The organism is Kiloniella majae (genome assembly GCF_002118315.1).
In the GTDB taxonomy this organism is placed as follows: domain Bacteria; phylum Pseudomonadota; class Alphaproteobacteria; order Kiloniellales; family Kiloniellaceae; genus Kiloniella; species Kiloniella majae.
Window position 1 is genome coordinate 1 of sequence record NZ_MTSZ01000013.1, and the last position, 26,908, is coordinate 26,908.

Below are 26,908 nucleotides of genomic sequence, written 5' to 3' on the forward strand. Positions count from 1 at the left end.
AAGTGCATAAAAAAGCCAGCTGCAAAATGCAGCTGGCTATAACCTAAAAAAACGTCAACGTATTTCAGGACGGGTCACACTTCAGAAAAACTTATACCGACAAATCTTCACCGGCCAAAGCTCTTTCAATCAACTTAATACTCTCGCCCAATCCATAAAGCGCAAAGAAGGTTCCCATCCGAGGTCCTTGGGATTGACCAAGCAGAACTTCATATAGGCACTTGAACCAGTCACGCAGGTTATCGAACTCATACTTTTTGCCAATGGTATATACTTCAGTCTGAATGTCTTCTGCACTTGTGCCCGCAGGCAACCCCTTCAAAACAGAGAGCAGATCTTCCAGTGCAGTGACTTCTTTACCTTCCGGTGCGCGATACTGCAGCTTTGGTTTAACAAAACCCTGATAATAGCGAACAGCAAAGCCAACCAACTTATCAAGGAAAGGCGTACTTTCCGGCGAAGCTTCGGGTGCGTACTGCTTGATAAAGCCCCATAGACGATCCGCATCATTCGCGTTGCAAACACTTGCAAGATTCAGCAAAATTCCAAAGGAAAGCGACGTCTGTTCAGACGGCACATTCCCTGTATGAATATGCCAGGCAGGATTTTCAAAAAGCTTACTCTCGTCCTGCTCGCCAACTTTTCCTTTAAACGTAATGTAATCATCAACAGTACGTGGAATAACATCAAAATAAAGCTTCTTAGCCGTCCTTGGCTTGTTATACATAAACAAGGCCAGACTTTCCTGCGGCGCATACGTCAGCCACTCTTCCATGGAAAGCCCGTTTCCTTTGGATTTGGAGATTTTTTGCCCCTGCTCGTCCAGGAAAAGTTCGTAGGTAAAAGTCTCAGGTCCTTTGCATCCCAAAACTTTTTGAATCTTTTTACCCAACTTGACTGAATCAATCAGATCTTTGCCTGACATTTCATAATCAACATCCAGCGCATACTGACGCATCGCCCAATCTGGCTTCCACTGAAGCTTACAATGTCCGCCTGTTACAGGCACTTCGACCAGCTCTCCATCTTCATCACGGTAAGAGATCGTTCCCGCATCCACATTGGTTTCCTCGACAGGAACTTGAAGGACTTTTCCTGTCTTGGGACAAATTGGCATAAAGGGGCTGTAAGTCGCCTGACGTTCTTTACCCAGGGTCGGCAGCATTACATCCATGATTTTGTCGTAATTGGCGAGAATTTCCAATAATGCCTCATCGAATTGACCTGACTGATAGACCTCGGTAGCAGAGAGAAAATCATACTGAAAACCGAAACTGTCGAGGAACTGTCGAAGACGAGCGTTATTATGATGCCCAAGGCTTTCATGCTCACCAAATGGATCTGGCACCTTTGACAAAGGTTGCCCGATGTTTGCAGTTAACATCTCTTTATTGGGCAAGTTATCCGGTACTTTGCGGAAACCATCTAGATCGTCAGAGAAACAGAAAAGTTTGGTTGGAATGTCACACAGCTGCTCAAAAGCATTTCGCACCATCGTCGTACGAGCTACTTCACCAAAAGTTCCAATATGAGGCAAGCCTGATGGCCCATACCCTGTTTGGAAAAGAACGTACCCCTTCTCGGGCGTCTTCCCACCGATACGAGCCAATACTTTGCGCGCTTCTTCAAACGGCCATGCTTTTGCCTGCATAGCGAGTTCCTGGTGGTTAGACATCGTTTTAATCCCTCAAGGGTATGTTAGTTTAATGAAAGTCGTTCTGACTCTATTCAATGACAGGTCAGTGATGGGGAAATTAGGCGCAGGAAAGCCGCGCGTCAACTATAGTCGTTTAACTTAATTTTTGTTCTAAGCGTAAAGAGAGAAGTGTAGATAGCCTACACGAACAATGAAACAGCAACGGACAAGAATTAAGTTAAACAACTATAAGAGCCGTAACAGAGGCTGATACTTCATAAGATCACAACAAATGTTCGCCGCTTGTTCTTTTTCAATAGCCATTACCGACGCCCGCTTTTATAAGAAGACTAAGAAAGCCGTCTGTAGCCAATGAGATTGGTCGAATAAATTTTAGGTCGAGCATAAATTTTACGAGACACCACACTAGAAATATGACACTCAAAATATGACACCGGAAACGCCAACAGCAAAACAAACCACGACGAGCCAAGCCGACGCTATTATGATGCCCAAGGCTCCCCTGTTGCTGTCCGGGTTACGGTTTTCTGTTTGGATAAGCCCCGACGGCGAAGTTGAAAGATTACCCAATAGTGAAGCTGCTCGCCGTGTAACCCTTGAACCGCCAATGGTTTGCCACGCAAAATCGACAGCACAAAGACTGGGCATAGATCCTTTTCAATCCTACGATGTGTTAGAATTAATCGCGTTTGTGCGTCCCGCTGCCGCCTGCACACCGACCCCACGAGGTCTCGCGGCCTTTATAGGTGCGCCTGAACCCACATCAATAGAAGCCGCGGCAATACTTCTTCATCAAACGTCCGAGCTTCTTTTACGCGAACAGGCATCAAAAGGCAGGCAATACGATCCTTATGCGGCAGATATTGCAAGAACAATGATGATGGCGGGCTGGCTATGGGGCCCCGCAATCCTATCAGCAATGCAAGAGGAAAATTTACATTCCCCTGCTTTAAAACCCGGTCGCGGGATGCGCGTTTGGGAACGCCTTGAAGAATGGAGCGATCACGCCCCCGAAGATCCACCGAGACACCAATCTGTTAAGCCAGAAGAAGCAAGACGCCGCCTCTCGGAACTACTCGGTGAAGATGCAGAAGTTCGCCCGCAACAAGTTGATTATTCCGCCGCGGTCTCCAGCGCTTTTGCCCCCAGAGATGTATCAGGCGAGCCAAATATTGTTTTGGCTGAGGCCGGAACTGGTGTTGGCAAAACATTGGGATACATTGCGCCTGCCAGTCTTTGGTCAGAAAAAAATGGGGCGCCGATCTGGATATCGACCTTTACCAGAAACCTGCAAACCCAAATCGACAGTGAGTTAAACAGGCTTTTCCCCGAACGACGGGAAAAATCAAAACGCGTGGTCATACGCAAAGGTCGCGAAAATTATCTTTGTCTTCTAAATCTCGAAGAAGCTTCACAAGCCCTCATGACAAAACCCCATGATGCCATTGCCATTGGTTTGATGGTCAGATGGGCATCACGCAGCAGAAATGGCGATATGGTTGGGGGTGATTTCCCTGGCTGGCTGGCTGATTTGGTAGGAAAAAACAGAACCCTCGGCCTTACTGACAGACGTGGAGAATGTATATATTCCGGCTGCCCTCACTACAGTCGTTGCTATATCGAACGCAATATCCGTAAAGCCAAACGAGCAAATATCGTTGTCGCAAACCATGCCCTCGTCATGATTCAAGCTGCGATGGGCGGTGGACGAGACGAAGGATCACTCCCCAGTCATTATGTTTTTGACGAAGGACATCATCTTTTTGACGCAGCAGATAGCGCCTTTTCTGCACATCTGACTGCACAGGAAAGTCAAGAACTACGCAGATGGATTTCCGGGGTAGAAACGGGTTCATCCCGTTCTGCCAGCCGGGCGCGAGGTCTAAAGAAGCGGCTAGAAGATTTGATCGCAACGGATGACAGAACCCGTGATTTGGTAAACGAAACGGTACAAGCGGCAAGGCATCTCACCGGGGACGGTTGGGTAAACCGCATGGAAGATAACTTGCCCGCCGGTCCCATGGAGACCTTTCTTTGTCGTCTAAGAGAACAGGTTTATGCGCGCACTGATCATGAAAATTCTCCCTACAGCTTGGAAGCAGAGACGAAACCAGCTATTCCCGGCCTCATAGAATCTGCAGTTGAACTCCGTTCTGCACTGGAAGAGCTTCTGGACCCCATTAAAAATCTGCGCCGTCGCTTAGAACAACGCCTTGATAATGAAGCGGATGAGCTAGATAGCGACACCCGGCGACGGATCGAAGCCGCCTGTAAAAGCCTTGAACAGCGCGGCAGCAATCAGGTTCAGGCCTGGATTGCAATGCTCAGCGCACTGGAAGAAGAAATCCCGGAAGACTTCACCGACTGGCTTTCTGTTGAACGCGCAGGAGGCAAAGATCTGGACGTTGGCCTACACAGACATTGGATTGATCCCACAAAGCCACTGGCAAATACCTTGCTATCTCAGGCCCACGGCACTGTCATAACATCAGCAACCCTGACCGAGGGAAGCGGTAATGAAGAAGGCGACTGGATTGGCGCAGAACGACGTAGTGGCGCATCCTTCGTTCCCGGTATACCGACGAGGGCCCGCTTCAAATCACCTTATGATTATATAAACCAAACCCGCGTCTTTATCATCAATGACGTTCGTAAGGATGATATGGATCAGGTTTCAGCCGCCTATCGAGAGCTTTTCCTGGCATCACAAGGCGGTGCCTTGGGCCTTTTTACCGCCATATCTCGCCTCAAAGCTGTTCATCAGAAAATGGGACCTGAACTCGATAGAGCAGGTTTGACGCTTTACAGTCAACATGTCGATAACCTCGACACCTCGACACTCATTGATATTTTCAGGGCAGAAAGAAACTCATCTCTGTTAGGCACCGATGCTGTTCGTGACGGCGTAGACGTACCCGGCGATTCGCTACGGCTAATCGTATTTGATCGTGTTCCCTGGCCACGACCTACGATTCAACACCGTGCCCGCAAAGAGCATTTTGGCGGTAACCGCTACAATGACAGCCAGACCAGATTAAAGCTCAAGCAAGCATATGGCCGCCTCATCAGACGCGAAAATGATCGTGGGATATTCGTCCTTCTGGATCCGATGATGCCAACGAGACTCCAAAATGCCTTCCCCGAAGGTGTATCGATACAAAAAACAGGATTGGCAGACACCGTTTCCCAAGTCCGAGAATTCTTTGATATCTCTACTAAATAACCAGAAAACATACCATCTCGACCTGTAAAGATTGTGACCAACCCCTTCATTTTAATCCGGTTAGGAAATTTCTTATTTTTTTACTTGCAAAAGCAAAAGAGGAAGAATAAACCTCACTCCGGATCGGGGAGTAGCGCAGCCTGGTAGCGCATCTGGTTTGGGACCAGAGGGTCGGAGGTTCGAATCCTCTCTCCCCGACCAATTATTCCGAAAGGAATGATTGACCACAAAGACCGCCTTAGAGCGGTCTTTTGTCATTTTTAGCCACAATACTTTTCTCTATAAGACCTGTGTAGTCCCCCACAAAACCATTGTAACATGACAATGTTGAGCGTCTCATTCTTTTGCTATACGTCGTGCTTGATCCCGATTAGGCTTTTAATCAGTTCATAAATACTCTCTTGGAGCCTGATATGTCGCTGGATCTATTGCTGTTGTTTATTCCTGCAGCCTTCGCAATCAATGTGTTGCCTGGCCCAAATAACATGCTTGCCATGACAAATGGCCTTCGTTACGGCCTGTTTGATGCAATGAAAGGCGGGTTAGGCCGTCTGGTAGCTTTTATTATCCTTATTGTCCTCACGGCTACAGGCTTGGGGGCCATTCTCGCTGCATCAACAACGGCCTTTTACGCTCTGAAAATCGGCGGTGCTATCTATCTGGTTTATCTTGGTATTCGCTTGTGGCGCTCAAAAACAGAAGGTGTTGAAGACATTGGAGAGCCACAGAAATCTAAAATCTCAACCTATGCCATTATTCGACAGGAGTTTCTGGTTGCAATCAGTAACCCCAAGGCAATTCTGGTCTTTACCGCATTCTTTCCTCAATTCATTGATCCTGCCCTTCCGATGTTGCCCCAGTTTGCAACAATGGGTGTAACCTTCGTTTTCCTCGAGATTATCGCTCTCTTTCTCTATGCCATTTCGGGTAAGCAACTTGCTTTCCTGACCAGAACGCAAAAGGGACAAAGGATGATGAACCGGACCAGCGGGTCGTTTCTCATTGCAGCTGGGGGCCTTCTCGCCACCTCCAGCAGATAAAATATCGGTGCTCCACCTTAAAAATGCCGAGCTATCTCGGCATTTTTCTTATTCGGAACAATTTATTTTCACATTCGGGGAATAAAATCGGCGCTGAAGTGTCTTCTATCTACACGGATACTCTTGAATCTTTGAATTAAGGAAATAAAGACAATGAAGACAGCGTTGAAAATGATCGTCGTAACAGCTGCCCTTATAACCGCCGCACCCTTTGCAGCATCTGCAGAAAACCTGGACGGTATCGTCACTACAAGTGAAACATCTCTTGGAAAAATCCTCGTCAACACCTCAGGAATGACTCTCTACTCTTTTGATAAGGATTCAGGTGGAAAATCAGCCTGTAATGGTGGTTGCGCAAAAGCTTGGCCACCCCTTTTGGCTTCATCGTCTGCTTCAGAAAAGGGAAATTACACAAAAATCACACGTGATGATGGCGCGCAACAATGGGCATATAAAGGGATGCCGCTTTACGGTTGGGTCAAAGACAAAAAGCCCGGCGATGTGACCGGGGATAAATTCAAAGGTGTCTGGCACGTTGTAAAACCTTAATGCCACAACTCTGAGGACAACAAACCTAAGGTCTAAGCCATTATGGACGAGTTTCTTGATCAACTGACAAAGTCTATCCCTGTTCTCAGGCGATATGCTTATGCATTGGTCAAAGACTCGTCCAAGGCTGATGATCTGGTTCAGGACTGCCTCGAAAGAAGTTTGACAAAACGGCATCAGTGGAAAGGCAAAGGGAACTTAAAGCCTTGGCTATACAGGATCTTAAGTAATATTCACCTAAATCACTATCGGCAAAGCAAAACCAATCCTATTCATTCACCAGCTGAATTGACTGAGAAAACACCAATGGGTATGGAAACAGATACGACGTCGCATCAACTGGATCATCTCTATTTACGAGATTTAGATAAAGCGATCACCAAACTGCCTGATGAACAGAAACAGGTTCTTTTACTCGTTGCCTTGGAAGGTCTCAGCTATTCGGAGGTCGCAAGTATTACACAAGTACCTCTTGGCACCGTAATGTCACGCCTTTCCCGAGCAAGAGAAACATTGCGAAAATCCACGACAACTCCTCCCCCAACAAAAGAGCCGACTATCAACACTGATGTTAGATCAAGTCTCACGCCGACAATCAGGAGAGTAAAATGAGCAAAAATAGATTTAAAGGCTCAGAACTCCTCCACGCCTATGTTGATAGACAACTAAGCCCAGAAGAAAAATCACGTGTCGAACAGTGGCTAGAAACTCACCCGGAAGACGCTCGACTGGTTGCAGAATGGCAAAAGCAGAACCTCGGTCTGAACGATCTTTTTGCCGCAAAAATCAATGAACCGATCCCCGAACATATTGCGCCCTCGTCTCTCCACCATCAAACACCGCCTGAAAATCGCGCCTCGCTATCACTCTTGTCTCAAATCGCAGCCTCTTTCTTGATATTGTCCATCGGCATCGCAGGTGGCTGGTTTGGGCGAGATCACCTGAACACTATAACAGCGGATAGTACGATCACCGTCGCCACACAGCAAAACTTTACCCAACCTGCTATGGAAGCGCATTGGGTATATACGCCGGAAGTCCGCCACCCTGTAGAAGTAGAGAAAAACGAACAAGATCACCTTGCCAAGTGGCTCTCTTACAGGCTTGAAGCACCTCTAACGATCCCGAACCTCACCGCCCAAGGATTTGATCTTATGGGCGGCCGCCTCTTACCTTCTGGGACGGGTCCCGCCGCACAGTTTATGTATGAAAGCAAGGAAGGTAGCCGTATTACCCTCTACCTCAGCAAATCCCTCAACGATGAACAGACAGAAACCGCATTTCAATTCAGCCAAACCGGATCAACACGAGCATTCTACTGGTACAACGGGGCTCTCGGTTATGCCGTCATTGGGGATATTGAGCGGAATGAACTATTAAAAATTGTAAATAATGTCTATCAGCAGCTTTGAGCAAAAAATAACGTCTCTTTTAGAGAGTTCTCTAGGGACTTATCCATCAAGGCTGTTATAGTAATGGAAAAGCTATTGAAATTTGTGGCCCTTCGTCTCAAATAAGGGGCTTAGTATTTCAGATATTACGTACAATGTTTACACACGTTCATAAGGAAGTGTCTCAATGACCGATTATCGTTCTGCCTTGGTCTATGTAATGGTTCTTACATCTGCAGCTGACAGCGACATGACTGATTCAGAGCTAACAACGATTGGTGAAATCGTAAAATTCCTGCCTGTATTCAAAGGCTACAATCCGGAAGACCTTCCTATGGATTCTCGTGAGTGTGCCAATCTTCTTGAAGGTGAAGACGGCATCGACCGTGTCCTGGATAAAGTCGTCGCTGCTCTGCCAGAACACCTCAGAGAAACAGCCTATGCGCTGGCACTCGAAGTTGTTGCTGCGGATGGTATTGCCAGCCAGGAAGAATTACGCCTGTTGGAAATTCTACGTCATACGCTTGATATCGAACGTCTTGCAGCCGCTGCAATCGAGCGCGGCGCACGCGCCCGTTACATGCACGCCTAAATTTAATTTTCAGCGTTGATGAAAAAGAGAGGTCAAAAACCTCTCTTTTTTGTCTCCGGAAAAAGACACCTATGGCCATAGTAGAGATAGATCACCTTTTTATCTTTGTAGATACTCCAAAAGAAGGGGACACACCTGCTGAGGCACATCTTCTCCAAAGCGCTGGTTTTGTGGAAAGCTACAGACGTAACCATCCCGGTCAAGGTACAACAAACATCTGCTATTGCTTTGATCATGCCTACATAGAATTACTATGGGTAAACAACACCGCAGACATCACAAGTCCCTTGATTCGCGAAACAAAACTATTTGAACGTTCACAGTGGAAAGAAACTGCGACCTCTCCATTTGGTATTGCTCTTCGCCCGGAAATGCCCTTTGATACATGGGATTATCGCCCCCCCTATTTGCCTCAAGGCATGTCTATTCCGGTCACGACAACAAGCCTTGATGCCCGCCAGCCATTTATTTTCACCTCGCCCGGTGGTCAGCGACCTGATCATTGGCGCGAACCCAGGCCCTTGCAGCAAAAAGCCCCCATTGGCTGCCACACTATCACGTCGATATCACTCAGTGTTCCAGAAAGCTACCCATCAAACAACGACCTGGACACGCTAGAGGAACAGGGGGTACTTCGACAAAACCGCGACACTACTACGCATAAAATGGTCCTAGAACTCGCTGACAAAAATGGCCAGGTAATCCATTATCTCGACCTCCCGAGTTGCCGTGTAACGAACGCCCTTTAACAGACAATCAACTATCCTGTTATTTCTGCTATTGATACCCGACAAAATCCTTATATAAGACCTATATAGAGCTATCGTTTTTGGCAGGCACAGCATGATATCCGACACACGACAACAAGATCGCCCCATTGCCCTTTGGCTTTTGCTTTGCTGTGGAATGATTCTGGCGATGGCAGTGATTGGTGCCATCACCCGCTTAACAGAATCAGGTCTGTCAATCATGGTGTGGGAACCCTTCAAAGGCGTCCTCCCCCCTATGAATCAAGGCGAATGGGAACGCATGTTTGATATCTACAAACAGATTCCCGAATACCAGCAAGAAAATCTGGGTATGAGCCTGGAAGAGTTTAAAAGTATTTTCTGGTGGGAATTCATTCATCGCCTTTGGGGACGCGCCATTGGCGTTGTTTTCCTGCTACCTTTTTTGTGGTTTCTGATCAGAGGGACAATCAGAAAGCCACTCATTCCCCATTTAATTCTAATGTTTATCCTTGGCGGGCTACAGGGTGGACTGGGATGGTATATGGTTGCCAGCGGCTTTGCCGATAGAACTGACGTCAGCCAATACCGATTAACCGCACACCTGTTAATGGCCTTTGCCATTTACGCCTACATCTTCTGGATAGCTATCGGCTTATTACTTCCGCTTCCAAGCAGGAACTCTGCCCTATCAAGCGCAAAGTTACACAGACCGCTTTGTCTTATTCCTATACTTGTCACCATAACGATTGCTTCCGGAGGTCTTGTTGCCGGCCTCAATGCAGGCATGGTTTACAACACCTTTCCACTGATGGACGGCGAAATTATCCCCGACGCCTATCATGCACTTGAGCCATGGTATCTAAATATTTTTGAAAATATTGCGGCCATACAGTTTAATCACCGCGTATTGGCCATCACCACCTTTATCATTACCCTGATTATATGGGGATGGTCGATTATTTTACAGCGATCTTCAGACTTGGCACTTGCCCTGAACCTCTTGCTTTTAAGTGCTGTTGTTCAGGTTATATTGGGCATAAGCACTCTTCTGCTTGTGGTTCCCATCTCATTAGCAGCCATGCATCAGGCCGGTGGCCTCTTGTATCTTACCGCAAGCCTCTATGCTCTCTATGTTGTGCGCCGGGATAAAAACCCTGCTCTCTTTTAAGGTTTACAGGATATGTCAGATTATAAATTTCAGGTTCATGATATGGACATTCCCGATGAACCGCTTGCCATCTCTGTTCTTACGGGCTTTCTGGGTAGCGGAAAAACCACCCTGTTAAAAGAGTTGCTGCAGCATCCTGATATGGACGAGACAGCCGTCATTGTGAACGAGTTTGGTGAAATCGGGTTAGATCATCTATTGGTCGAAAACTCTACAGAAGACATCGTTCTGATGAACAGTGGTTGCCTTTGCTGCACCGTACGTGGAGACCTGGTCGAAACAATTAGAAAACTTTATAAGCAACGCTTGATGCAGGAAGTGCCCGCATTCAAACGCATTGTGATTGAAACGACTGGCCTCGCAGATCCTGCACCAATACTGCAGACATTAATGTCCGATCCCTTTTTGAGCGATCGCTTCAGGCTGGACGGTGTTATTGTCACCGTTGATGCGATCAATGGTGCAGAAACACTGAATAATCACCAAGAATCAATCAAGCAAGCGGCCGTTGCTGATCGCCTGCTTCTGACCAAAACAGACCTTTCCGAAAATGGTGATTTTGACAATCTTCTCGCTCGGATCAAAGAATTGAATCCCACTGCAAGCGTCTTCAAAACAGCAAAAGGTCAAATTGATCCAGCCCAACTTTTCAACGCAGGCCTTTATAATCCGGAAACCAAATCACTGGATGTGCAGAACTGGCTTAAAGCAGAAGCTTTTGATGATAACCATCAGCATTCTCACGAGCATCATCATGCTCACGGGCACGATCACCACCATCATGATCATAGCCATGATGTCAACAGACACGATGACAAGGTACATGCTTTCTGCCTGACACATGACAAACCACTCGATTGGGATCAGCTTAATTCCTGGGTAGACATGCTCATCACGCTATACGGCAGTAATTTGCTCCGTATAAAGGGCATACTTAATATTGAAGGTGATAAGAACCCCATCGTTATCCACGGAGTTCAGCATATTTTCCACCCGCCTGTACTTCTTGAAGGCTGGCCAGATGATGATCACCGATCCAAAATTGTTTTTATCGTCAAGGATCTGAAACAAGAAATGTTCGAAGACACCTTCAAAGCCTTCATGGAACAGAATGAAGACCTAGTATAGACGACAATTTGGGGTATAGACGACACTTCGGGCTTAACTTGCCACGGTTTTAAGACGATCTGTTCCCTCACGGGTACACCATTTGAGGAAATCTTCGGCAGGCATCGGCTTCGCAAAGAAATATCCCTGTGCTTCTTCGCAACCACGTTCTTTGAGAAACAGCATATGGGATTTTTCTTCAACACCTTCGGCTAGAACTTTGGTGCCCATCGCGTGTGCCATGGATATAATCGCCGCCGTAATCGCGGCGTCATCCTGATTTTGGTCCAGCTTTAGCACAAACGACTTATCAATCTTCAATTTATCAACGGGGAACCGCTTCAAATAAGAAAGTGAAGAATAACCAGTTCCGAAATCATCAATGGCCAAATGTACCCCAAGCTCGGCAAGACTGTTCAAGATACGATCAGCTTCCCTAAAGTCGGCCATAATCGCGGTCTCGGTAATTTCCAGTTCAAGACAGTCCGGGCTGACCTGCGTGAATTCCAGAACTTCGGCCACTTTGTGGACGAAGTCAGCCTGTCTAAAGGAAATGGCAGATAAATTAATCGCAACGCGAATACCCGGCAAAAGACTTTGCCATTCTCTCGCCTGAGTACAGGCTGTTGTCATAACCCAGTCCGTAATCGGATCAATCAAGCCGGTTTTTTCCGCAATAGGAATAAAGCGATCCGGGCTGACCATACCTTCACTACTATGCCAGCGGATCAAAGCCTCAGCCCCGATCAAACGCCCCGTCTGAAGTTCAATTTGGGGTTGGTAATAAAGCTCGAATTCATCCTTGTCCAACGCAGCACGTAACAAGTGTTCTATACGGCTGCTTTCTTCAAGATTCTTCTTTAACCCGCTATCAAAGAATGTGTAGGTCGAACGCCCCTTGTGCTTGGCCTGATAGAGTGCCATCTCTGCATGCCCCAGCAATTCGGTCGCGGTCGTCCCATGCTCGGGAGCAATCGCAATACCAACACTGCATCCAGAATAAACCTCTTTATCACTCAGGAAAAATGCTTTGCCCATCCGCATTAGAAGTCGCTGCGCGCAATACTCTGCGTCGACTTTCTCTTCGATAGGCAGCATAAGAGCAAATTCATCCCCGCCCAAGCGGGCCAATTGCGCACCAGGCACCAATTCTTCTTTGAGCAGACCAGCAATCTGGCGCAAGAGTTGGTCACCGGTTTCATGCCCAAAGATGTCGTTGAGATCTTTAAAGTGATCCAGATCCATGACAAGCACAGCACAGTGTTTGTGTGGCGCGCGTGTTTCTGTGCTATTCTCTGTTCCATTATCGCGTTGGAGTGACGGGTCCTGATCAACGTAGTGAACAAACTGCATACGATTACCAAGGCCCGTCAAGGCATCGTGATAAGTCATATGCTCCACAGTTTCCTGCGCTTTGATACGTGCTTTGATCTCCTGCGAAAGTTCCTGGGTTCGTTCCGCAACCTTGCGCTTCAAGACCCCCTGAATACGAAGAAGTTCTTCTTGCCTGAGCAAGAGATCGTTGATGTCCTTGGCTTCAATTAAATAGCCACTACGCCCGCCGTGGCGGAACTTGGACACAAACATTTCAACACGAAGTTCTCCCCCTTTCAGGCCAATGAGCTTTAAGGGAAAAGCCTGTGTTTCCGCAGATAGAAGATTGAAATCCTTTTTAAAAACAGACTTGTAGTCAGGATGCACAAATTCAGAAAAAACCTTGCCGAGAACTTGCTCTTCCTTCTCGCCTTCAAGCAACTTCAAGCCCGCAGGGTTCATGTAGTTGATGCCATTGTCATCGCAGATACAAAGAAAAGAGAGCGCCGCATCCTTCAAGATACGTTGAGACATCTCGCTTTCAACCAAAGCTGCGGCATTTCTTTTGGCGAGCGAGAAGTCTTTCCCATAGAGGATGATGGTATCCTGCGCTGCTTCAACAACAGAATCGGCATAAAACATGATTTCATGTTGGCTTTTGTTCAAGCCAACGATTTTCAGGGGAAAGTCCGTTTTCCCACTTTCAAGCAATCCTTGCCAGATATCATTGAACACATCGTGATATTCGATATCGACAAGATCAATTACCGGTAAAACAGTGTCTTTAGCTGCCGCATCATAGCCAAGCATGCGGCTTCCCGCAGTATTGCAGAAGACAACTTTCTTATCCCGCACCAAAAGGGCCAGGTCGGGTAGTGCATTAAGGATTTGTCTGATATCTGTATTCAAACTCTACTTATGGCTATCACAGAAAAAGCCATCCATTCCATTAAACTTTCAACTGCCATTAGGGGCAGGTTTCAAAACTCAGAGAAGTCGCTACCCAATCTTCTTCTCTAAGCTACCAAAATGACTCTTACTGGAATGTAAACATTCAGGATTATTTCCTGATTTTTTTAACAATAAAAATTACTTTATCGTTATTCGGTATGATTGTTCGGTCCACGATCCCTGAAATACTTGATCAGGAAATTGATCGCAACAATTGGCAAGACCAGCCCGGCACCCAAAAGAATATAGTGCCCGCCCCAATCAACAAGCTCAGCGGCTGAATCCACAACCTTTTGAAAATTCTCGACAATCCAATTCAAAAGCCCCAATGCATCTGTGTTAAAAGCGGCAAGAACAACCCCAACAACAAAACAAAGAAGAACAATCTGAATAATGCGGCCAACCATGCTATTCCCCATACAATTCTTCAACCCTTTCAGAGCTTCGAATTGTAAACAAGTTTCATAGAATACAATAAATCAATTATTTTCTAGAATCCGAAGACACACAGAGCAAGCATAATCAACAAGACCATTATCCGTTTAAATCAGAAATGATTGTTGTGGTTTTGGCCATCGAACAAAAAAGAGCGTTGTTCTCATAAAGAAAACAACGCTCTTGAAATCTAGTCCAAAGCTGGAAATCTATTATTTATGATTTCCCAATAGCTTCCATGCAGTCGGAAGTAAAAGAGAAGCCAAGACCAATTTAACCGCATCACCAATCAGGAAAGGGAACATTCCCCATTCCAACACAGGTTTATCCCAACCAACGATAGACCCGAGCCATAAAAGACCAAAAGTATAGATCACAGCATTGCCAAGGATCATTGCAACAGCAGTTGAAACATAGCTACGATCCCATCCCTTTTCAGCCAGCCAACCAAGCAGAACAGCGGCAAAGAAGAAGCCAAGCAAATATCCCCCAGTTGTTCCCATCATATAGACAAGACCAAGCCCTTTTTCAGGTGTGCCTGAAAAAACGGGAAGCCCCATTGCACCTTCAAAAAGATAAAGCATTATCGTCAGGCCGCCAAGACGCCATCCATAAGCCATACCAATTATAAAGACCACAGTAGTCTGCATAGTCATAGGTACGGGATAAAAGGGGATATGAATCTTAGCTGATGCCCAAAGAGCAAGGGATCCCACAAGTACCATCAACATCTTTGTCAAAAGACTGGAATAAGAACCAACAAGTTGCTGACCCAGCGTCGGGTGAGCGGTTTGTACCGAGAGCATCAATATGCCTCCTGCAAAATAATCATCTATTTATCGAATAACACAAATCAAAGAATCGATAATCTCTTTAGGACTTTAACAAGCTCTCCCCTCATAAGAAAGACGCAATTCTGCAGGTACGGTTTGGGCATCTACCCACGTAAACTCCCGCTCCAGGGGATACACTTGTCAGAAAAATACAATCCTACCTTTGCTAAGGTATAGATCTTAGGGAAAGTTCAAATCAGGATAGTCCGTAATAATACCATCAACGCCCATTTTGATTAACCGTGTAAAATCTTCCGGATCATTGACCGTCCAGGGAATGACTTTCAGGCCTTCTTGATGCGCTTCGCTCAGTAACTCAGGCGTCAGCTCCCGATAAAAAGGTGACCAGACACTGCCACCAGCAGATTTGACCATCTTGGGGATACTGCCCTTATAATCATCAACATCAAAACCAGCTGTCCAGCCACTGGTTCCGTCTTGTCCTGTCGCGATATTATCCAACCACTTTTGTTGAGCAGTCAGATAAACCGTCGGGATTTCAGGAGCCTCTTTTTGCACGATTTGTAGTGTCCGCCAATCAAATGACTGGATCGAGACACGGTCCTGCATATTGTGCTGTTCAATAACCTCAAGAAGAGCCTTCGCAAAATCATCCAGCCCAACAGTTGCCTTTGGTGATGTGGGATTTATCTTTGTTTCAATGTTAAAGCGAACAGTCTCGTTGCCCGATTTTCGCACCAAGTCAAAGAGGTCAACCAGCTTTGGAATTGCCTGAAACTCTTCGGGTTTTTGCTGAGCGAATCTTTCCGCATACTTTGTGCCCGGCTTTAATTCTCCGACATTAAACTGTGCGAGTTCGTCATAGTTCATTGTCTTTAAAACAAGGAACTTATCCCGAACCCATTTACCACCTGAATCTCGGGCGATATTCGGGTTTAGATAAGCATCGTGATGAATAACAACGATACCGTCTTTGGTGACCCCCGTATCAAGCTCTAGCGTTGTAACGCCAAGTTCCAGTGCCTTGGAAAAACCAGCCAAAGTATTCTCTGGTGCCAAACCACGTGCACCACGATGCCCTTGAAGATCGAAGTTTTCTTTAACACCCAGGTCGGTAAGATTTAGAGAACGGGTCTCAGCCTCAGCATTCACCCCAAGGGCAGCCACCATAAATACGATAGCAGCCCCGATTGTTGTTTTGCCCAACACCATTAGTTACCACCTACTGGTTGCCCGATGGGCTTGTTGTCGTCAAAATTAAGGACAAGTACCTGCCGTGTCAGGGGCGCAACCTTCATTGACCCCAGATTTCGTGGATCAATCCAGATCGCCTGTTCAATTTCTGCCTGTGGACCGACAGAAATATCACTTTTGATATAAAAAACATCAGCTTCAACAGCTGCATGCTCTTCATTAGCAGCCGGTGCTGTAAATTTACCCAGAAAACGGCATTCAGCTCGATCGAATGTAAAACCAAGCTCTTCATTGAGCTCACGCTCCAAAGCAACCAGAGGCTCTTCCCCCTGCTTGATCTTCCCGCCAGCCTGCATGAAAAAGGACGTACCCCGCTTTCGGACCAAAAGCATTTTCCCATGACTGTTACCGATTACCGCAGCTGCAATTTTGATTACTTCTGACGTTTCATTGTTATTTTCTTGGAAACTCATCAAAGAACTTTCTTTTGAATAAAAATTAAGCTGCAAGTAGTGATTTCAGACTTAAGCACAGAAAAACAATCGTGGAGCGGGTGAAGGGAATCGAACCCTCGTATGCAGCTTGGGAAGCTGCCGTTCTACCATTGAACTACACCCGCAATAGTAAGCCATTGGAATGGCATATATCAGTCCATTAGTCCTATCGCTTACCCAAGAACATGACAAGGTATATGTACTCTTTTTGTTTCATTCTAACCGCAAAAAGGTGCTATTTTTTCAACTCTAAAATTTTATTCTCACAACTATTGACGTCGGAAAAACCTTTCCTAAATGTTGTGTAGCGGGGGCTGCAAATCAGACCCGCAACACAGGCTAAAATGGCCGTTTGTTATGATCACATTGCTTTTAGGAGGATGTCGTTATGACACGTTACGATCTATCACCACTTTTCCGTTCAACTGTCGGTTTTGACCGCCTTGCACGGATGCTGGACGAAATCCCAGACTACAAAGACAACAATCTCGCCTATCCGCCCTATAACATAGAAAGCGTTGGCGAAGATCAATACAGAATCACGATGGCAGTGGCCGGTTTCACCCAGGAAATGCTTGATATCAGCTTCCATGAGAACATGCTCGTCGTATCTGGTAAAATTCCTCAAACCAAGGAAGAACGTAAATTCCTGCATCATGGTTTAAGTACGCAAAAGTTCGAACAAAAATTCCAACTTGATGACTATGTCAAAGTTGAGGATGCTTTTTTGAAAGATGGTTTACTTACCATTGATCTCGTCCGTGAAATTCCAGAAGAAATGAAACCGCGCACAATTGAGATCACACAGGGAAAACCCGCAAACTTGCTTGGTAAAGCAAAAAAAATAATCGAAGGAACAAAGGGCAAAGCCGCCTAATTATCCCTCAAATAAAACTGCATGCGCCGGGAAATACCTCCCGGCGCGTCCTTTCTGCCCCAAAAGCACGGGTCCGCGACAGATAAAACCCTCGTGATCAACGCGGCTTGAGGCTGACAAAGCCGTTTTTGATCTATACCTTTGCGATAAATTAACAAAACAAGAAGCAATCAGCTTTCTGCTGGTTTCATCGAAGAGGTATCTATGGGGATCAAACAGACTTTCACTTCTGCCATTCTTTTTATTGGGCTTGCTCTCAACTTGGCGACACCACAAAGTGTTATCGCTCAAGATCAGAATACTGCAAGTCAAAGTTGGTCAAAAATTGAGAGCAAAGCTCAAGGACAGACCGTTTACTGGAATGCCTGGGGCGGCAGTGAACTTATCAACGAATATATCGCCTGGGTTGGTAAACGGGTATGGGAAGACAATCAAATCACTCTCAAGCACGTCAAGGTTACCGACACCGCAGATGTTGTCAGTCGGGTTCTTGCTGAAAAAACCGCAGGGAAAAATGCCGAAGGTTCTGTCGATCTCGTCTGGATTAACGGCGAAAATTTTGCCTCAATGAAAAAGAATGGACTGCTCTTTGGTCCCTTCTCAGAGAATCTGCCCAATTATCACTTTGTTGATATCGAAAACAAAGCCACGACAACAACAGACTTCACAATTCCGGTTGATGGTCTGGAAGCACCCTGGGGGATGGCGAAGTTTAACTTCATCTATGACAGCGCACGCGTAGAACAAACCCCGAATTCAGGTGCAGAATTCTTGACTTGGGCCAAGAAAAACCCCGGACGTTTCACCTATCCATCGCCACCAGACTACCTGGGGTCTACTTTTCTAAAGCAGGTGCTTGTTGAAACAGTTGACGATCCGAAAATCCTGCGAAAAGAAGTCTCCGACGAAACTGCATTCAACCAATCCACATTAGCTTTATGGAATTATCTTGATCAGTTGCACCCTGTTCTCTGGCGTGGGGGTCGACAATTTCCAGCAAGCAGTTCAGCACAACAACAGCTGCTGGATGACGGTGAAGTCGATATTCATCTTTCCTTCAATCCGGGCGCAGCCTCTTCGCTGATTAAATCCGGGGAACTTGCGCCAAGTGTTAGAACCTTTGTCTTTGACAAGGGAACCATTGGTAACACCCACTTTGTTGCTATTCCCTATAATTCATCCAGTAAAGAAGCCGCGATGGTTATTGCAAACTTCTTGATGAGCCCGGAAGCACAGGCCCGCAAGCAAGATCCACAATACTGGGGCGATGATACTGTATTATCTATCGCCAAGTTATCGCCAGAAGATCAGAAAGTATTTTCAAAAATTGAATTGGGTGTAGCAACGCTGCCTCCGCAAGATTTGGGACCAACATTGCTGGAACCACACCCAAGCTGGATGGAACGTATCGAAAAAGAATGGCTGACACGCTACGGACAATAAAACAGTATCATCCGAAAAAGAATACGATACCATCAAGCCATGATGAAACACTTCAGCTCTAATCTCAGCGTGCTTTTCAGTTTGCGCACTGTACCCGTGCTGACACTCATGGTTTTTCTGTTACCTGTGCTTGCTGGCTTACTCAGTACTATTCTGCCAGCCTTTGGATACTTGCCCGTCATCGGGCAGGTATCTTTCAGCACAACCGCCTGGACAGAGCTTTTTGCTCACCCGGCGTTACCCAGTGCTCTTTTCGCGTCTGTAAGCAGTGGAATAATTGCAACATTCCTGTCCCTGATATTGTCGCTATCTTTTGTTGCTGCGTGGCAGGGAACAAACTCCTTTAAAAAAGTGCGCCAGCTCTTGGCACCAATTCTGGCCATTCCACATTCAGCACTTGCCATTGGTCTTGCTTTTTTGATCGCCCCAAGCGGCTGGATTACAAGATCAATCTCTCCTTGGGCCACAGGATGGGATCGCCCACCTGACGTTGCAATTATTCATGATGAATGGGGCTTGTCTCTCATTCTTGGCTTGATGATCAAAGAAACACCCTATCTCTTATTGATGATATTGGCTGCACTGGATCAATCACAAGCAAAACAACGCCTCAAGCTAGCCAAAACCTTGGGATACCATCCTGTTGCAGCATGGATTAAGAGCGTACTCCCGGTTATCTATAAACAAATTCGCCTTCCCATCTATGCAGTTCTCGCCTTTTCTCTCTCCGTTGTGGACATCGCCCTTATCCTTGGCCCCACGACACCGCCAACCTTGTCTGTACTAGTCCTTCGATGGTTCAATGATCCAGATTTGAGCTATAGAACAATCGCCGCAGCCGGCGCTTTGCTTCAACTCCTTGTTGTTATCGGTATAATTTTCATCTGGTGGATCACAGAAAAAATAATCGCCGGGTTGAGTAAAACCTGGCTAACAAATGGTACGCGATCCTTGGCTGAAACGCCTGTGCGAATACTTTCCAAGGTATCACTAAATAGTATTTACACTTTGTTTTTTGGCAGTTTACTCGTCATCCTGCTTTGGTCTTTCACACGTCGATGGCGATACCCGGATTTTTTACCGTCAGTGTGGAGTTCGCAAAGTTGGGACCGCAATATACATAACCTGATGTGGAGTAGTTCCTCGACGCTGACAATCGGCCTAATCAGTTCATTCATTGCTGTTATTCTTGTTGTTGCCTGTTTGGAGAATGAAAAGCGGCGGGGGAAATCCGCTGGGGCAGGCGCTTTATGGCTCGTGTATTTTCCCCTTATGATTCCACAGGTTTCATTCCTCTTTGGTGTGCAGGTCCTGACAATAAAAGCAGGCATTGATGCCAGTTGGCTTGCCATGATCTGGTGTCACTTGCTTTTTGTTTTGCCCTACGTGTTTTTATCTCTGACAGATCCTTATCGACAACAGGATGATCGTTATATCAAGGTTGCTCTTTCTATGGGCGTAAGCCCAACCCGCGCTTTTTGGCGCATAAGGCTGCCGATGTTACTCAGACCACTGCTTTTTGCTCTCGCAATCGGGTTTGCCGTTTCTGTTGCTCAATATCTTCCCACTCTCTTTGTTGGTGGCGGCAGGTTCTCCACACTGACAACAGAGGCCGTTAATCTCTCGGCGAGTGGCAACAGGCGTATTATCGCTGTTTACGCCTTGCTTCAGGCCCTATTACCCCTGTTATGCTTTGCGACAGCGCTCGCTTTGCCGAACGTTATTTTTCGTAATCGCCGTGCCCTGAAAGGACACTAAGCTATGGTCATGAACAATAGAACCTTTCAGCAGAATTCAACCTCCTCGGCCCCCTCTTCCCTGCATTTACAGGATCTCAAGCTATCTTTACGGGGAGAACAGCTATTTACACAGCTATCCTTAAGTGTCCGCCCCGGAGAAATTGTAACGTTAATGGGGCCAAGCGGCTGTGGAAAATCAAGTTTGCTTGCCGCAATCAGCGGAACATTGGAAAAGGATTTCTCTCTCGAAGGTCAGGTGCTGCTGGATGAATTCAACCTCACAAACTTGCCTCCCGAAGAACGACACATTGGTATGCTTTTTCAAGAAGATCTCCTTTTCCCTCATATGTCCGTCAACGAAAACCTGGGCTTCGGAATCCCTGCTCATGTAAAAGGAAAAAAAGAACGAACAGCTTTGATCTCTCAAGCGCTGAATGATGCCGGACTGTCTGAGTTCGGAAGCCGTGACCCAGCAACCTTATCGGGTGGGCAACGTGCCCGAATAGCGGTTTTGAGAACGTTACTCTCTCAACCTCGCGCCCTCTTGCTTGATGAACCCTTTTCCAAGCTCGATGCTGAATTACGCGCCCGGTTCCGTGATTTTGTCTTCAGGCACGCACAAGCAAACAACCTGCCAACGCTTTTGGTAACTCACGATCCTGATGATGCCCAATCAACAGGTGGGAAAATTATTCAAATGTCCGATTTTTAGAACCAATTTTCCGAGGATTTTTTAGCGTTATTTCGATGAATAGTGCACAGAAGGGATTGCTTTCTGTAAATATATTTATATTAACAGTCGTCTCACAAAGTGATATTAGATTTTTTTAATAAGAGAATATCGCCTTGATTTTTGCTCTCGTGGCAGAAACGAGATAAAAGCTGTCACGTTTTGGGATAGCTTAGGAGCCAGCGTTCATGTATAGCCAGACAACCCGGTCTATAACGGTAACAGTAACACCGACTTTTCTTGAAGATCAGTCGTCACCTACTGATGACCATTATGTCTGGGCGTATCAGGTGCAGATAGAGAATACAGGCGATGAAGCCGTCACCCTGAAGAATCGCTATTGGCGTATTACTGATTCCATGGGACGTATTCAAGAAGTCAGAGGCGCAGGTGTGGTTGGCGAACAACCTCTCTTGCAACCTGGTGAAAGTTTTGAATACACAAGTGGGACACCCCTTTCTACTGCCTCAGGGATAATGTGTGGTAGTTATGAAATGGAAGACCCAAGTGGGGAACTATATGACGTATTGGTTCCTCCCTTTTCACTGGACAGCCCTTACGAGATCGCGCGTCCAAACTAGAACAACACTTCTTGCGGAATATGTGCCCGGAAGAAGCTTTAAGGATTACAGTCCGTGAGCGACAAAGATAGCAAAGTCATCCGCCCTTCACGCGATGAAGCACTGGCAGCTGTTGAAACCCTTCTACGCTGGGCCGGTGACGATCCGACCCGCGAGGGTCTGCTGGGCACACCAGATCGTGTGGTACGCAGTTATGAAGAATTCTTTGCTGGTTATAATGTAGAACCAAGAGAACTTCTGGAACGCACCTTTGAGGAAGTCGAAGGATACGACGAAATTGTTTTACTCAGGGACATCCGTTTTGAATCTCACTGTGAACATCACATGGCCCCGATTATTGGTAAAGCTCACGTAGCTTATCTGCCCAATAATCGCGTCGTTGGTATCAGTAAGCTTGCACGTGTTATTGAGGCCTATGCAAAACGCTTGCAGATTCAAGAAAAGATGACCGCACAGGTTGCGAACGCTATTAACGAAGTACTTCAGCCCAAGGGTGTAGCTGTTGTTATCGAAGCGGCACACCAGTGCATGACCACACGTGGTGTCCATAAATCAGGTGTAACAATGGTAACCAGCCGCATGCTCGGCCTGTTCCGAACAAACCCATCTACAAGGCGTGAATTCCTATCTTTGATTGGAAATCCTTCTTCTTCAGCATCATAAGCTAGACAAAAACACAAAGCCCCCATTTATCCGCAATGCGGATAGGGGGCTTTTGCATACCAATAAGCTAAATTTTCTGATACGCTCCCCGAACTTTCGTCCTTACTTCTGCTCATTACTTTGATCAGAAGTAAGATCTTTTAGGCACCATTCAGGCGCCTCGATGGATTTCCCCGAGAAAATTTCCGGCGGTCTTTCATTGGTTACAATAAACGCTACTCGGCCAAAAGGTTTGAAGATGATCAAGTTCCGTCCCGTCGTCTTCGTTACAGGAATACTGCTTTCGATTATGGCAATCGCCATGATCATACCTGCCATTGTCGATGCCGCGGCTGGACATCCTGACTGGCGCGTTTTCGCGACATCTTCTGCTCTCAGCCTTTCTATTGGCATATCCATGGTTCTCGCAACCAACGCAACCTGGACTGCTTTTAGCCTTCGGGAAGCCTTTGTCATTACCAATCTTGCCTGGTTGACCATTGCCATAGCCGGGGCCATTCCATTGGCATTTTCCGAACTGGAACTCAGCATCACCGATGCCTTTTTTGAATCTATGTCTGGAATCACAACGACAGGATCCACTATTATTGTCGGACTGGATGAGACACCTCCGGGTATTCTTCTTTGGCGTGGCATTCTTCAATGGCTTGGCGGTATCGGTATTATTGTGATGGCCGTTGCCATTCTTCCGATACTACAGGTCGGTGGTATGCAGATGTTCCGGGTTGAAGCCTTCGAAGCTGACAAAGTGCTGCCCAAAGCCGCCCAGATTGCTGCCGCTATCGCAATATTTTACGTCTTCATCACAATCGGCGCCGCCATCGTTTTATCTCTGTTGGGCATGAGTGGCTTTGACGCCGTCGTTCACGCAATGACTTCAATTGCAACAGGCGGCTTCTCTACCTACGACGCATCGATAGGCCACTTTCAAGATCCTAAGATTCACTGGGCCATCAGTGCTTTCATGGTGTTGGGTTCCATCCCCTTTATTCTTTATCTTCGTGTTATTCGTGGGGATTTCAAATCCTTGATCCAAGACAGTCAGGTAAAAACATTTCTAATCATTCTCGGACTTTCAATTGCTTTAATTACCTATTGGCTCATTGCTGATAATGGCTATTCTTTCGCGACAGCGTTACGACTTTCTGCTTTTAACGTCATCTCCTTGATGACCGGCAGTGGCTTTACGACCGCAAACTATGGCTTGTGGGGTGGTTTTGCCCTCGCCTTGCTTTTTATACTGATGTTTGTTGGTGGTTGTGCAGGATCAACAACCTGCGGCATCAAAATATTCCGCCTGCAAGTTCTCTACTCGACAGCAGAAGCACAGCTCAATCGCTTGATACAACCCAACGGCATTTTCTTTCCGACCTATAACGGCAACCCTATACCGGAAAATGTATCAGACTCAGTTATGAGCTTCTTCTTCCTCTTTGCTGTTAGCTTTGTCTTACTTGCTGTTGGACTAGGGTTCTCCGGACTAGACTTTATTACCGCCGTATCTGGCGCAGCAACCGCCATCGCGAATGTTGGCCCCGGACTTGGGGAAACGATTGGTCCAGCCGGAAACTTTCAGCCTTTACCAGATAGCGCCAAATGGCTCATGTCTGCCGGGATGCTTCTTGGACGACTGGAACTCTTTACCATTATGGTAATGATACTCCCACGTTTCTGGCGCGGTTAGGTCAAAGTCCCTAAGAGTTTTCTAGAAAACAGTCGCTTTAGCTTGAAAGCAGCCCGTTCTCGATCGCGTAACGTGTTAACCCTGCTGTAGAGCTGATATCCAGCTTTCGTTTGATATTCTTACGATGTGTTTCAACAGTACGCACACTGATATCCAGTTCCAAAGCAACGTGTTTGTTACTCTTGCCTTCTGCCAATAACAATAGAATGGTTTGCTCGCGTGTCGTTAAAGGCCCTTCTGCATCGCTATCCTGATATGACATCAAAATTTTTGATACACCCGAGCTGAAGTAAGTTCCCCCGAGATGAACCGCTTCAATTGCGGCCACCACCTCTTGCGACGGTACATCCTTCAACACATATCCGCGGGCACCATAGCGTAAAGCGCTTGATATATATTCGCGATTATTATGCATACTCAGGATCAGAAGTTTTATCTCAGGATACTTTTCGGCAAACATTTCTGTTGCATCCAGCCCGTTCAATTCCGGCATATTGATGTCCATCAGAACAACATCGGGTCTTAACTCTTCGGCCTTTGCCAAAGCTTCAGCCCCTGTCGTGGCTTCACCGATCACTTCAATATTGTCATAAAGCTCCAAGCAGGACCTTAAACCATCCCTCACCAAAGGATGATCATCGCAAAGCAGTACAGATATTACTGTTTTTTCATGTGTCATTATTTGACCTCGGCCTCTGTCCGCAAAATACCTTTTGGAAGCGTTGCAAGAATTTTTGTCCCCGATGAAGAAGATGTAATTTCCAGCTCTCCGCCATGATGTTCCATACGTTCTTGCATATTTCGCAGTCCAATTCCTGCAAGTGGATCTTTCTTTGTATGAAGTCCCTGAATATCAAAACCGGAACCATTATCTGAAATTTCAAGGGTTACGATGCCCTGGTGCGCAGCTAAGGTAATACTTACATGATCAGCATTTGCATGGCGCTCAATATTCGTCAACGCTTCCTGAGCAACCCGGAACAACGTCGTCTTGGCATCTTTCGGTAGCAAATTTCGAAAGGTAACAGTACTGATTTTAATTTTGATGTCGGTACGCTCGGAAAACTCATGGCCTAAGCTCTCCAATGCTGGAGACAGTCCTAGATCATCAAGAAGGCTCGGTCTGAGATCCCGTGAAATCCGCCGAACCTCATTAATCGCAATATTTAGAGCATTCGCCCCTTTTTCAATGGCACCGGCAACACCTTCGGTATCTTCTGTTATCCGCTGAGCTTTTTTCAGGGCAATTTCATGCGCATATTTTATTGAAACCAAGATTTGACTGATACCATCGTGAAGTTCACGGGCAACACGTCCCCGTTCTTCTTCTTGCGTTTCAATAATACGCTGCGTCAGGTCTTTTAATTTCCCATCGGCAACCCTGCGTTCGTGCAGATTAATGGCAATCCCGGTGATAAAAACACCGCCAAGTGCTGTAAAGGTAATCACCAGAATAATTAAAGACGTTTGTCTGATACGTTCTTCAACTTCCAACTCAAACTCAGCCACCTGCGCGATCACATCGTCAATATATAGTCCCGTTCCAAGCATCCAGTTCCATTTATCAAGCGCAACGGCATAACTGATTTTATCTCTGATCTCCCCACTGGAAGGCTTCGCCCAGAGATAACGATGAAACCCGCCCCCCTCTTGTGCTCTGAAGATCAAGTTCTGAATAACTAAATTACCTGTCGTATCCTCAAGACCCCACCAGTTCTTTCCAATCAACTCGGATTGTTTGGGATGGACCAGGTTCGTTCCTTCAAAATCATAGACGAAGAAATAACCGTCCTCTCCATAGGTTAGAGTCTTCAGGATTTCCTTTACTTGCACCTTGGCTTCTTGATCGCCTGCTGCTGCAGGTTCGTAGATATGCCTTATGGATGTTTGTGCCAGACTAAGGTAATTCAGCAACTCCAATTTCTTGGCGTTGAGCATATTCCGCTCAAATGCCGCAATCTCTTCATTAGACAGACTCTGTGTTTGATAGGTCACCAGAATGGATATGGCAGAGATCGCCAATATTAAGGGAACGGTTGCAAGCAAGAGCACTTTCTGCTTTAAATTCATTAACTTATTTTCCGTTCACCCAGAGATATTTACGGGATATTTGCATTAGAATCAGACTATAGCATGCTACTTTTTGCTTTTCTCTCAGTATTAGTTGGTATTTCCGTCCCCCCATAAAACGTGATTAACTACCAACTGCTGCGAATTTAAATCCCGGACTGTTGCTGATAAACAGTCCTCAACATTCTAGGCATAGAACTAAGCCGCCATAGAAGCGGTGTCATAATAAAAATGAGAGATCTTGAAAAATTTGAGATTATTCATTCCAACTGGAGGCAATTTTAATGAATCGTAGAAAGTTTCTAACGGGTGCGGCTACGGGTGTAGCAGCAGGTGCAGCAGCGGCCACACTGAGCGCGCCAGCGATTGCACAGGGCAAACGCGACCTGAAAATGGTAACCACCTGGCCAAAGAATTTTCCTGGCCTGGGTACAGGTGCCCAGCGTGTTGCTGATCGCATCACGGCTGCTTCTGACGGCAA

25 protein-coding genes and 2 tRNA genes are annotated in these 26,908 nt (G+C 46.3%); 18 read left to right on the plus strand and 9 right to left on the minus strand.

Annotation, left to right across the window (positions count from 1 at the left end; translation table 11 throughout):
• Positions 1 to 91 precede the first annotated feature (91 nt).
• Complete coding sequence (locus BKB51_RS20205) at positions 92 to 1,675, minus strand: lysine--tRNA ligase (RefSeq protein ID WP_085902936.1); 1,584 nt, start codon at positions 1,673 to 1,675, stop codon at positions 92 to 94.
• A 409-nt stretch (positions 1,676 to 2,084) separates the two neighbouring features.
• Between BKB51_RS20205 and BKB51_RS20210 the strand changes: the two genes are divergently transcribed.
• The 10 genes from BKB51_RS20210 to BKB51_RS20255 all read left to right on the plus strand — a co-directional run bounded on the left by BKB51_RS20210 (position 2,085) and on the right by BKB51_RS20255 (position 11,479).
• Positions 2,085 to 4,880 carry an ATP-dependent DNA helicase gene (locus BKB51_RS20210; RefSeq protein WP_085902937.1) on the plus strand — a complete coding sequence of 932 codons (2,796 nt, stop codon included), beginning with the start codon at positions 2,085 to 2,087 and terminating at the stop codon, positions 4,878 to 4,880.
• 124 nt (positions 4,881 to 5,004) lie between these two features.
• Positions 5,005 to 5,081 (plus strand) — tRNA-Pro (locus BKB51_RS20215).
• Between the two features lie 212 nt (positions 5,082 to 5,293).
• Positions 5,294 to 5,920, plus strand: coding sequence for a LysE family translocator (locus BKB51_RS20220; RefSeq protein ID WP_085902938.1), 627 nt, complete (start codon positions 5,294 to 5,296; stop codon positions 5,918 to 5,920).
• A gap of 153 nt (positions 5,921 to 6,073) precedes the next feature.
• Positions 6,074 to 6,469 (plus strand): COG4315 family predicted lipoprotein, encoded by a 396-nt coding sequence (locus BKB51_RS20225; protein WP_085902939.1) that lies wholly within the window; start codon positions 6,074 to 6,076, stop codon positions 6,467 to 6,469.
• A gap of 42 nt (positions 6,470 to 6,511) precedes the next feature.
• Positions 6,512 to 7,081: an RNA polymerase sigma factor gene (locus BKB51_RS20230; RefSeq protein ID WP_085902940.1), complete on the plus strand. Its 570-nt coding sequence runs from the start codon at positions 6,512 to 6,514 to the stop codon at positions 7,079 to 7,081.
• Positions 7,078 to 7,881: an anti-sigma factor family protein gene (locus BKB51_RS20235; RefSeq protein ID WP_085902941.1), complete on the plus strand. Its 804-nt coding sequence runs from the start codon at positions 7,078 to 7,080 to the stop codon at positions 7,879 to 7,881. Before BKB51_RS20230 ends, BKB51_RS20235 begins: the two co-directional genes overlap by 4 nt.
• Before the next feature lie 166 nt (positions 7,882 to 8,047).
• Positions 8,048 to 8,452 (plus strand): tellurite resistance TerB family protein, encoded by a 405-nt coding sequence (locus BKB51_RS20240; RefSeq protein ID WP_085902942.1) that lies wholly within the window; start codon positions 8,048 to 8,050, stop codon positions 8,450 to 8,452.
• A gap of 71 nt (positions 8,453 to 8,523) precedes the next feature.
• On the plus strand, positions 8,524 to 9,201 hold the full coding sequence (locus tag BKB51_RS20245) for a VOC family protein (protein WP_085902943.1): 678 nt from the start codon (positions 8,524 to 8,526) through the stop codon (positions 9,199 to 9,201).
• 94 nt (positions 9,202 to 9,295) lie between these two features.
• Positions 9,296 to 10,351, plus strand: coding sequence for a COX15/CtaA family protein (locus tag BKB51_RS20250; protein ID WP_085902944.1), 1,056 nt, complete (start codon positions 9,296 to 9,298; stop codon positions 10,349 to 10,351).
• 12 nt (positions 10,352 to 10,363) lie between these two features.
• Entirely contained in the window at positions 10,364 to 11,479 is a 1,116-nt protein-coding gene (locus tag BKB51_RS20255) for a CobW family GTP-binding protein (protein ID WP_085902945.1), read from the plus strand.
• 33 nt (positions 11,480 to 11,512) lie between these two features.
• Here the strand turns inward: BKB51_RS20255 and BKB51_RS20260 are convergent, their stop codons facing one another.
• The 6 genes from BKB51_RS20260 to BKB51_RS20285 all read right to left on the minus strand — a co-directional run bounded on the left by BKB51_RS20260 (position 11,513) and on the right by BKB51_RS20285 (position 16,765).
• Positions 11,513 to 13,681, minus strand: a complete 2,169-nt coding sequence (locus BKB51_RS20260) for a sensor domain-containing protein (protein ID WP_085902946.1) — start codon at positions 13,679 to 13,681, stop codon at positions 11,513 to 11,515.
• A gap of 191 nt (positions 13,682 to 13,872) precedes the next feature.
• Entirely contained in the window at positions 13,873 to 14,130 is a 258-nt protein-coding gene (locus tag BKB51_RS20265; protein ID WP_085902947.1) for a hypothetical protein, read from the minus strand.
• Positions 14,131 to 14,370: 240 nt separating this feature from the next.
• Positions 14,371 to 14,964, minus strand: a complete 594-nt coding sequence (locus BKB51_RS20270; protein ID WP_085902948.1) for a biotin transporter BioY — start codon at positions 14,962 to 14,964, stop codon at positions 14,371 to 14,373.
• Positions 14,965 to 15,171: 207 nt separating this feature from the next.
• Positions 15,172 to 16,164: a glycerophosphodiester phosphodiesterase gene (locus BKB51_RS20275; RefSeq protein ID WP_085902949.1), complete on the minus strand. Its 993-nt coding sequence runs from the start codon at positions 16,162 to 16,164 to the stop codon at positions 15,172 to 15,174.
• A complete protein-coding gene (locus BKB51_RS20280; RefSeq protein ID WP_085902955.1) occupies positions 16,164 to 16,619 on the minus strand; it encodes an NUDIX hydrolase in 456 nt (151 codons plus the stop codon). Before BKB51_RS20280 ends, BKB51_RS20275 begins: the two co-directional genes overlap by 1 nt.
• Before the next feature lie 72 nt (positions 16,620 to 16,691).
• Positions 16,692 to 16,765 (minus strand) — tRNA-Gly (locus tag BKB51_RS20285).
• A 263-nt stretch (positions 16,766 to 17,028) separates the two neighbouring features.
• On the opposite strand from BKB51_RS20285, the gene BKB51_RS20290 reads away from it, so the two are divergent.
• The 7 genes from BKB51_RS20290 (at position 17,029) to BKB51_RS20320 (ending at position 24,357) form a co-directional block, all read left to right on the plus strand.
• Entirely contained in the window at positions 17,029 to 17,517 is a 489-nt protein-coding gene (locus BKB51_RS20290) for an Hsp20 family protein (RefSeq protein WP_085902950.1), read from the plus strand.
• A gap of 204 nt (positions 17,518 to 17,721) precedes the next feature.
• Positions 17,722 to 18,960, plus strand: coding sequence for an ABC transporter substrate-binding protein (locus BKB51_RS20295; RefSeq protein ID WP_085902951.1), 1,239 nt, complete (start codon positions 17,722 to 17,724; stop codon positions 18,958 to 18,960).
• A gap of 81 nt (positions 18,961 to 19,041) precedes the next feature.
• Positions 19,042 to 20,718: an ABC transporter permease gene (locus tag BKB51_RS20300; protein ID WP_245813311.1), complete on the plus strand. Its 1,677-nt coding sequence runs from the start codon at positions 19,042 to 19,044 to the stop codon at positions 20,716 to 20,718.
• Between the two features lie 9 nt (positions 20,719 to 20,727).
• The gene (locus BKB51_RS20305) at positions 20,728 to 21,411 is read left to right on the plus strand and encodes an ATP-binding cassette domain-containing protein (protein WP_085902957.1); all 684 of its coding nucleotides are present in this window, start codon (positions 20,728 to 20,730) and stop codon (positions 21,409 to 21,411) included.
• A 206-nt stretch (positions 21,412 to 21,617) separates the two neighbouring features.
• The gene (gene apaG / locus BKB51_RS20310; RefSeq protein ID WP_085902952.1) at positions 21,618 to 22,010 is read left to right on the plus strand and encodes a Co2+/Mg2+ efflux protein ApaG; all 393 of its coding nucleotides are present in this window, start codon (positions 21,618 to 21,620) and stop codon (positions 22,008 to 22,010) included.
• Positions 22,011 to 22,064: 54 nt separating this feature from the next.
• Entirely contained in the window at positions 22,065 to 22,673 is a 609-nt protein-coding gene (gene folE, locus BKB51_RS20315) for a GTP cyclohydrolase I FolE (RefSeq protein WP_047765473.1), read from the plus strand.
• Positions 22,674 to 22,836: 163 nt separating this feature from the next.
• Positions 22,837 to 24,357, plus strand: a complete 1,521-nt coding sequence (locus BKB51_RS20320; RefSeq protein WP_338066222.1) for a TrkH family potassium uptake protein — start codon at positions 22,837 to 22,839, stop codon at positions 24,355 to 24,357.
• 37 nt (positions 24,358 to 24,394) lie between these two features.
• On the opposite strand, the gene mctR is transcribed toward BKB51_RS20320, so the two are convergent.
• Entirely contained in the window at positions 24,395 to 25,036 is a 642-nt protein-coding gene (mctR, locus tag BKB51_RS20325) for a two-component system response regulator MctR (RefSeq protein WP_085902953.1), read from the minus strand.
• Positions 25,036 to 26,427 (minus strand): cache domain-containing protein, encoded by a 1,392-nt coding sequence (locus BKB51_RS20330; RefSeq protein WP_085902954.1) that lies wholly within the window; start codon positions 26,425 to 26,427, stop codon positions 25,036 to 25,038. Before BKB51_RS20330 ends, mctR begins: the two co-directional genes overlap by 1 nt.
• A gap of 284 nt (positions 26,428 to 26,711) precedes the next feature.
• On the opposite strand from BKB51_RS20330, the gene BKB51_RS20335 reads away from it, so the two are divergent.
• On the plus strand, positions 26,712 to 26,908 hold a 197-nt coding region (locus BKB51_RS20335; protein ID WP_125911893.1), incomplete at its 3' end, for a twin-arginine translocation signal domain-containing protein.

Excerpts from the sequence above, each read along its gene's own strand:
- BKB51_RS20205 (WP_085902936.1), bottom strand. The coding sequence starts at position 1,675 with ATGTCTAACCACCAGGAACTCGCTATGCAGGCAAAAGCATGGCCGTTT.
- BKB51_RS20210 (WP_085902937.1), top strand. The coding sequence starts at position 2,085 with ATGACACCGGAAACGCCAACAGCAAAACAAACCACGACGAGCCAAGCC.
- BKB51_RS20220 (WP_085902938.1), top strand. The coding sequence starts at position 5,294 with ATGTCGCTGGATCTATTGCTGTTGTTTATTCCTGCAGCCTTCGCAATC.
- BKB51_RS20225 (WP_085902939.1), top strand. The coding sequence starts at position 6,074 with ATGAAGACAGCGTTGAAAATGATCGTCGTAACAGCTGCCCTTATAACC.
- BKB51_RS20230 (WP_085902940.1), top strand. The coding sequence starts at position 6,512 with ATGGACGAGTTTCTTGATCAACTGACAAAGTCTATCCCTGTTCTCAGG.
- BKB51_RS20235 (WP_085902941.1), top strand. The coding sequence starts at position 7,078 with ATGAGCAAAAATAGATTTAAAGGCTCAGAACTCCTCCACGCCTATGTT.
- BKB51_RS20240 (WP_085902942.1), top strand. The coding sequence starts at position 8,048 with ATGACCGATTATCGTTCTGCCTTGGTCTATGTAATGGTTCTTACATCT.
- BKB51_RS20245 (WP_085902943.1), top strand. The coding sequence starts at position 8,524 with ATGGCCATAGTAGAGATAGATCACCTTTTTATCTTTGTAGATACTCCA.
- BKB51_RS20250 (WP_085902944.1), top strand. The coding sequence starts at position 9,296 with ATGATATCCGACACACGACAACAAGATCGCCCCATTGCCCTTTGGCTT.
- BKB51_RS20255 (WP_085902945.1), top strand. The coding sequence starts at position 10,364 with ATGTCAGATTATAAATTTCAGGTTCATGATATGGACATTCCCGATGAA.
- BKB51_RS20265 (WP_085902947.1), bottom strand. The coding sequence starts at position 14,130 with ATGGTTGGCCGCATTATTCAGATTGTTCTTCTTTGTTTTGTTGTTGGG.
- BKB51_RS20270 (WP_085902948.1), bottom strand. The coding sequence starts at position 14,964 with ATGCTCTCGGTACAAACCGCTCACCCGACGCTGGGTCAGCAACTTGTT.
- BKB51_RS20275 (WP_085902949.1), bottom strand. The coding sequence starts at position 16,164 with ATGGTGTTGGGCAAAACAACAATCGGGGCTGCTATCGTATTTATGGTG.
- BKB51_RS20280 (WP_085902955.1), bottom strand. The coding sequence starts at position 16,619 with ATGAGTTTCCAAGAAAATAACAATGAAACGTCAGAAGTAATCAAAATT.
- BKB51_RS20290 (WP_085902950.1), top strand. The coding sequence starts at position 17,029 with ATGACACGTTACGATCTATCACCACTTTTCCGTTCAACTGTCGGTTTT.
- BKB51_RS20295 (WP_085902951.1), top strand. The coding sequence starts at position 17,722 with ATGGGGATCAAACAGACTTTCACTTCTGCCATTCTTTTTATTGGGCTT.
- BKB51_RS20305 (WP_085902957.1), top strand. The coding sequence starts at position 20,728 with ATGAACAATAGAACCTTTCAGCAGAATTCAACCTCCTCGGCCCCCTCT.
- apaG (WP_085902952.1), top strand. The coding sequence starts at position 21,618 with ATGTATAGCCAGACAACCCGGTCTATAACGGTAACAGTAACACCGACT.
- BKB51_RS20320 (WP_338066222.1), top strand. The coding sequence starts at position 22,837 with ATGGATTTCCCCGAGAAAATTTCCGGCGGTCTTTCATTGGTTACAATA.
- mctR (WP_085902953.1), bottom strand. The coding sequence starts at position 25,036 with ATGACACATGAAAAAACAGTAATATCTGTACTGCTTTGCGATGATCAT.
- BKB51_RS20330 (WP_085902954.1), bottom strand. The coding sequence starts at position 26,427 with ATGAATTTAAAGCAGAAAGTGCTCTTGCTTGCAACCGTTCCCTTAATA.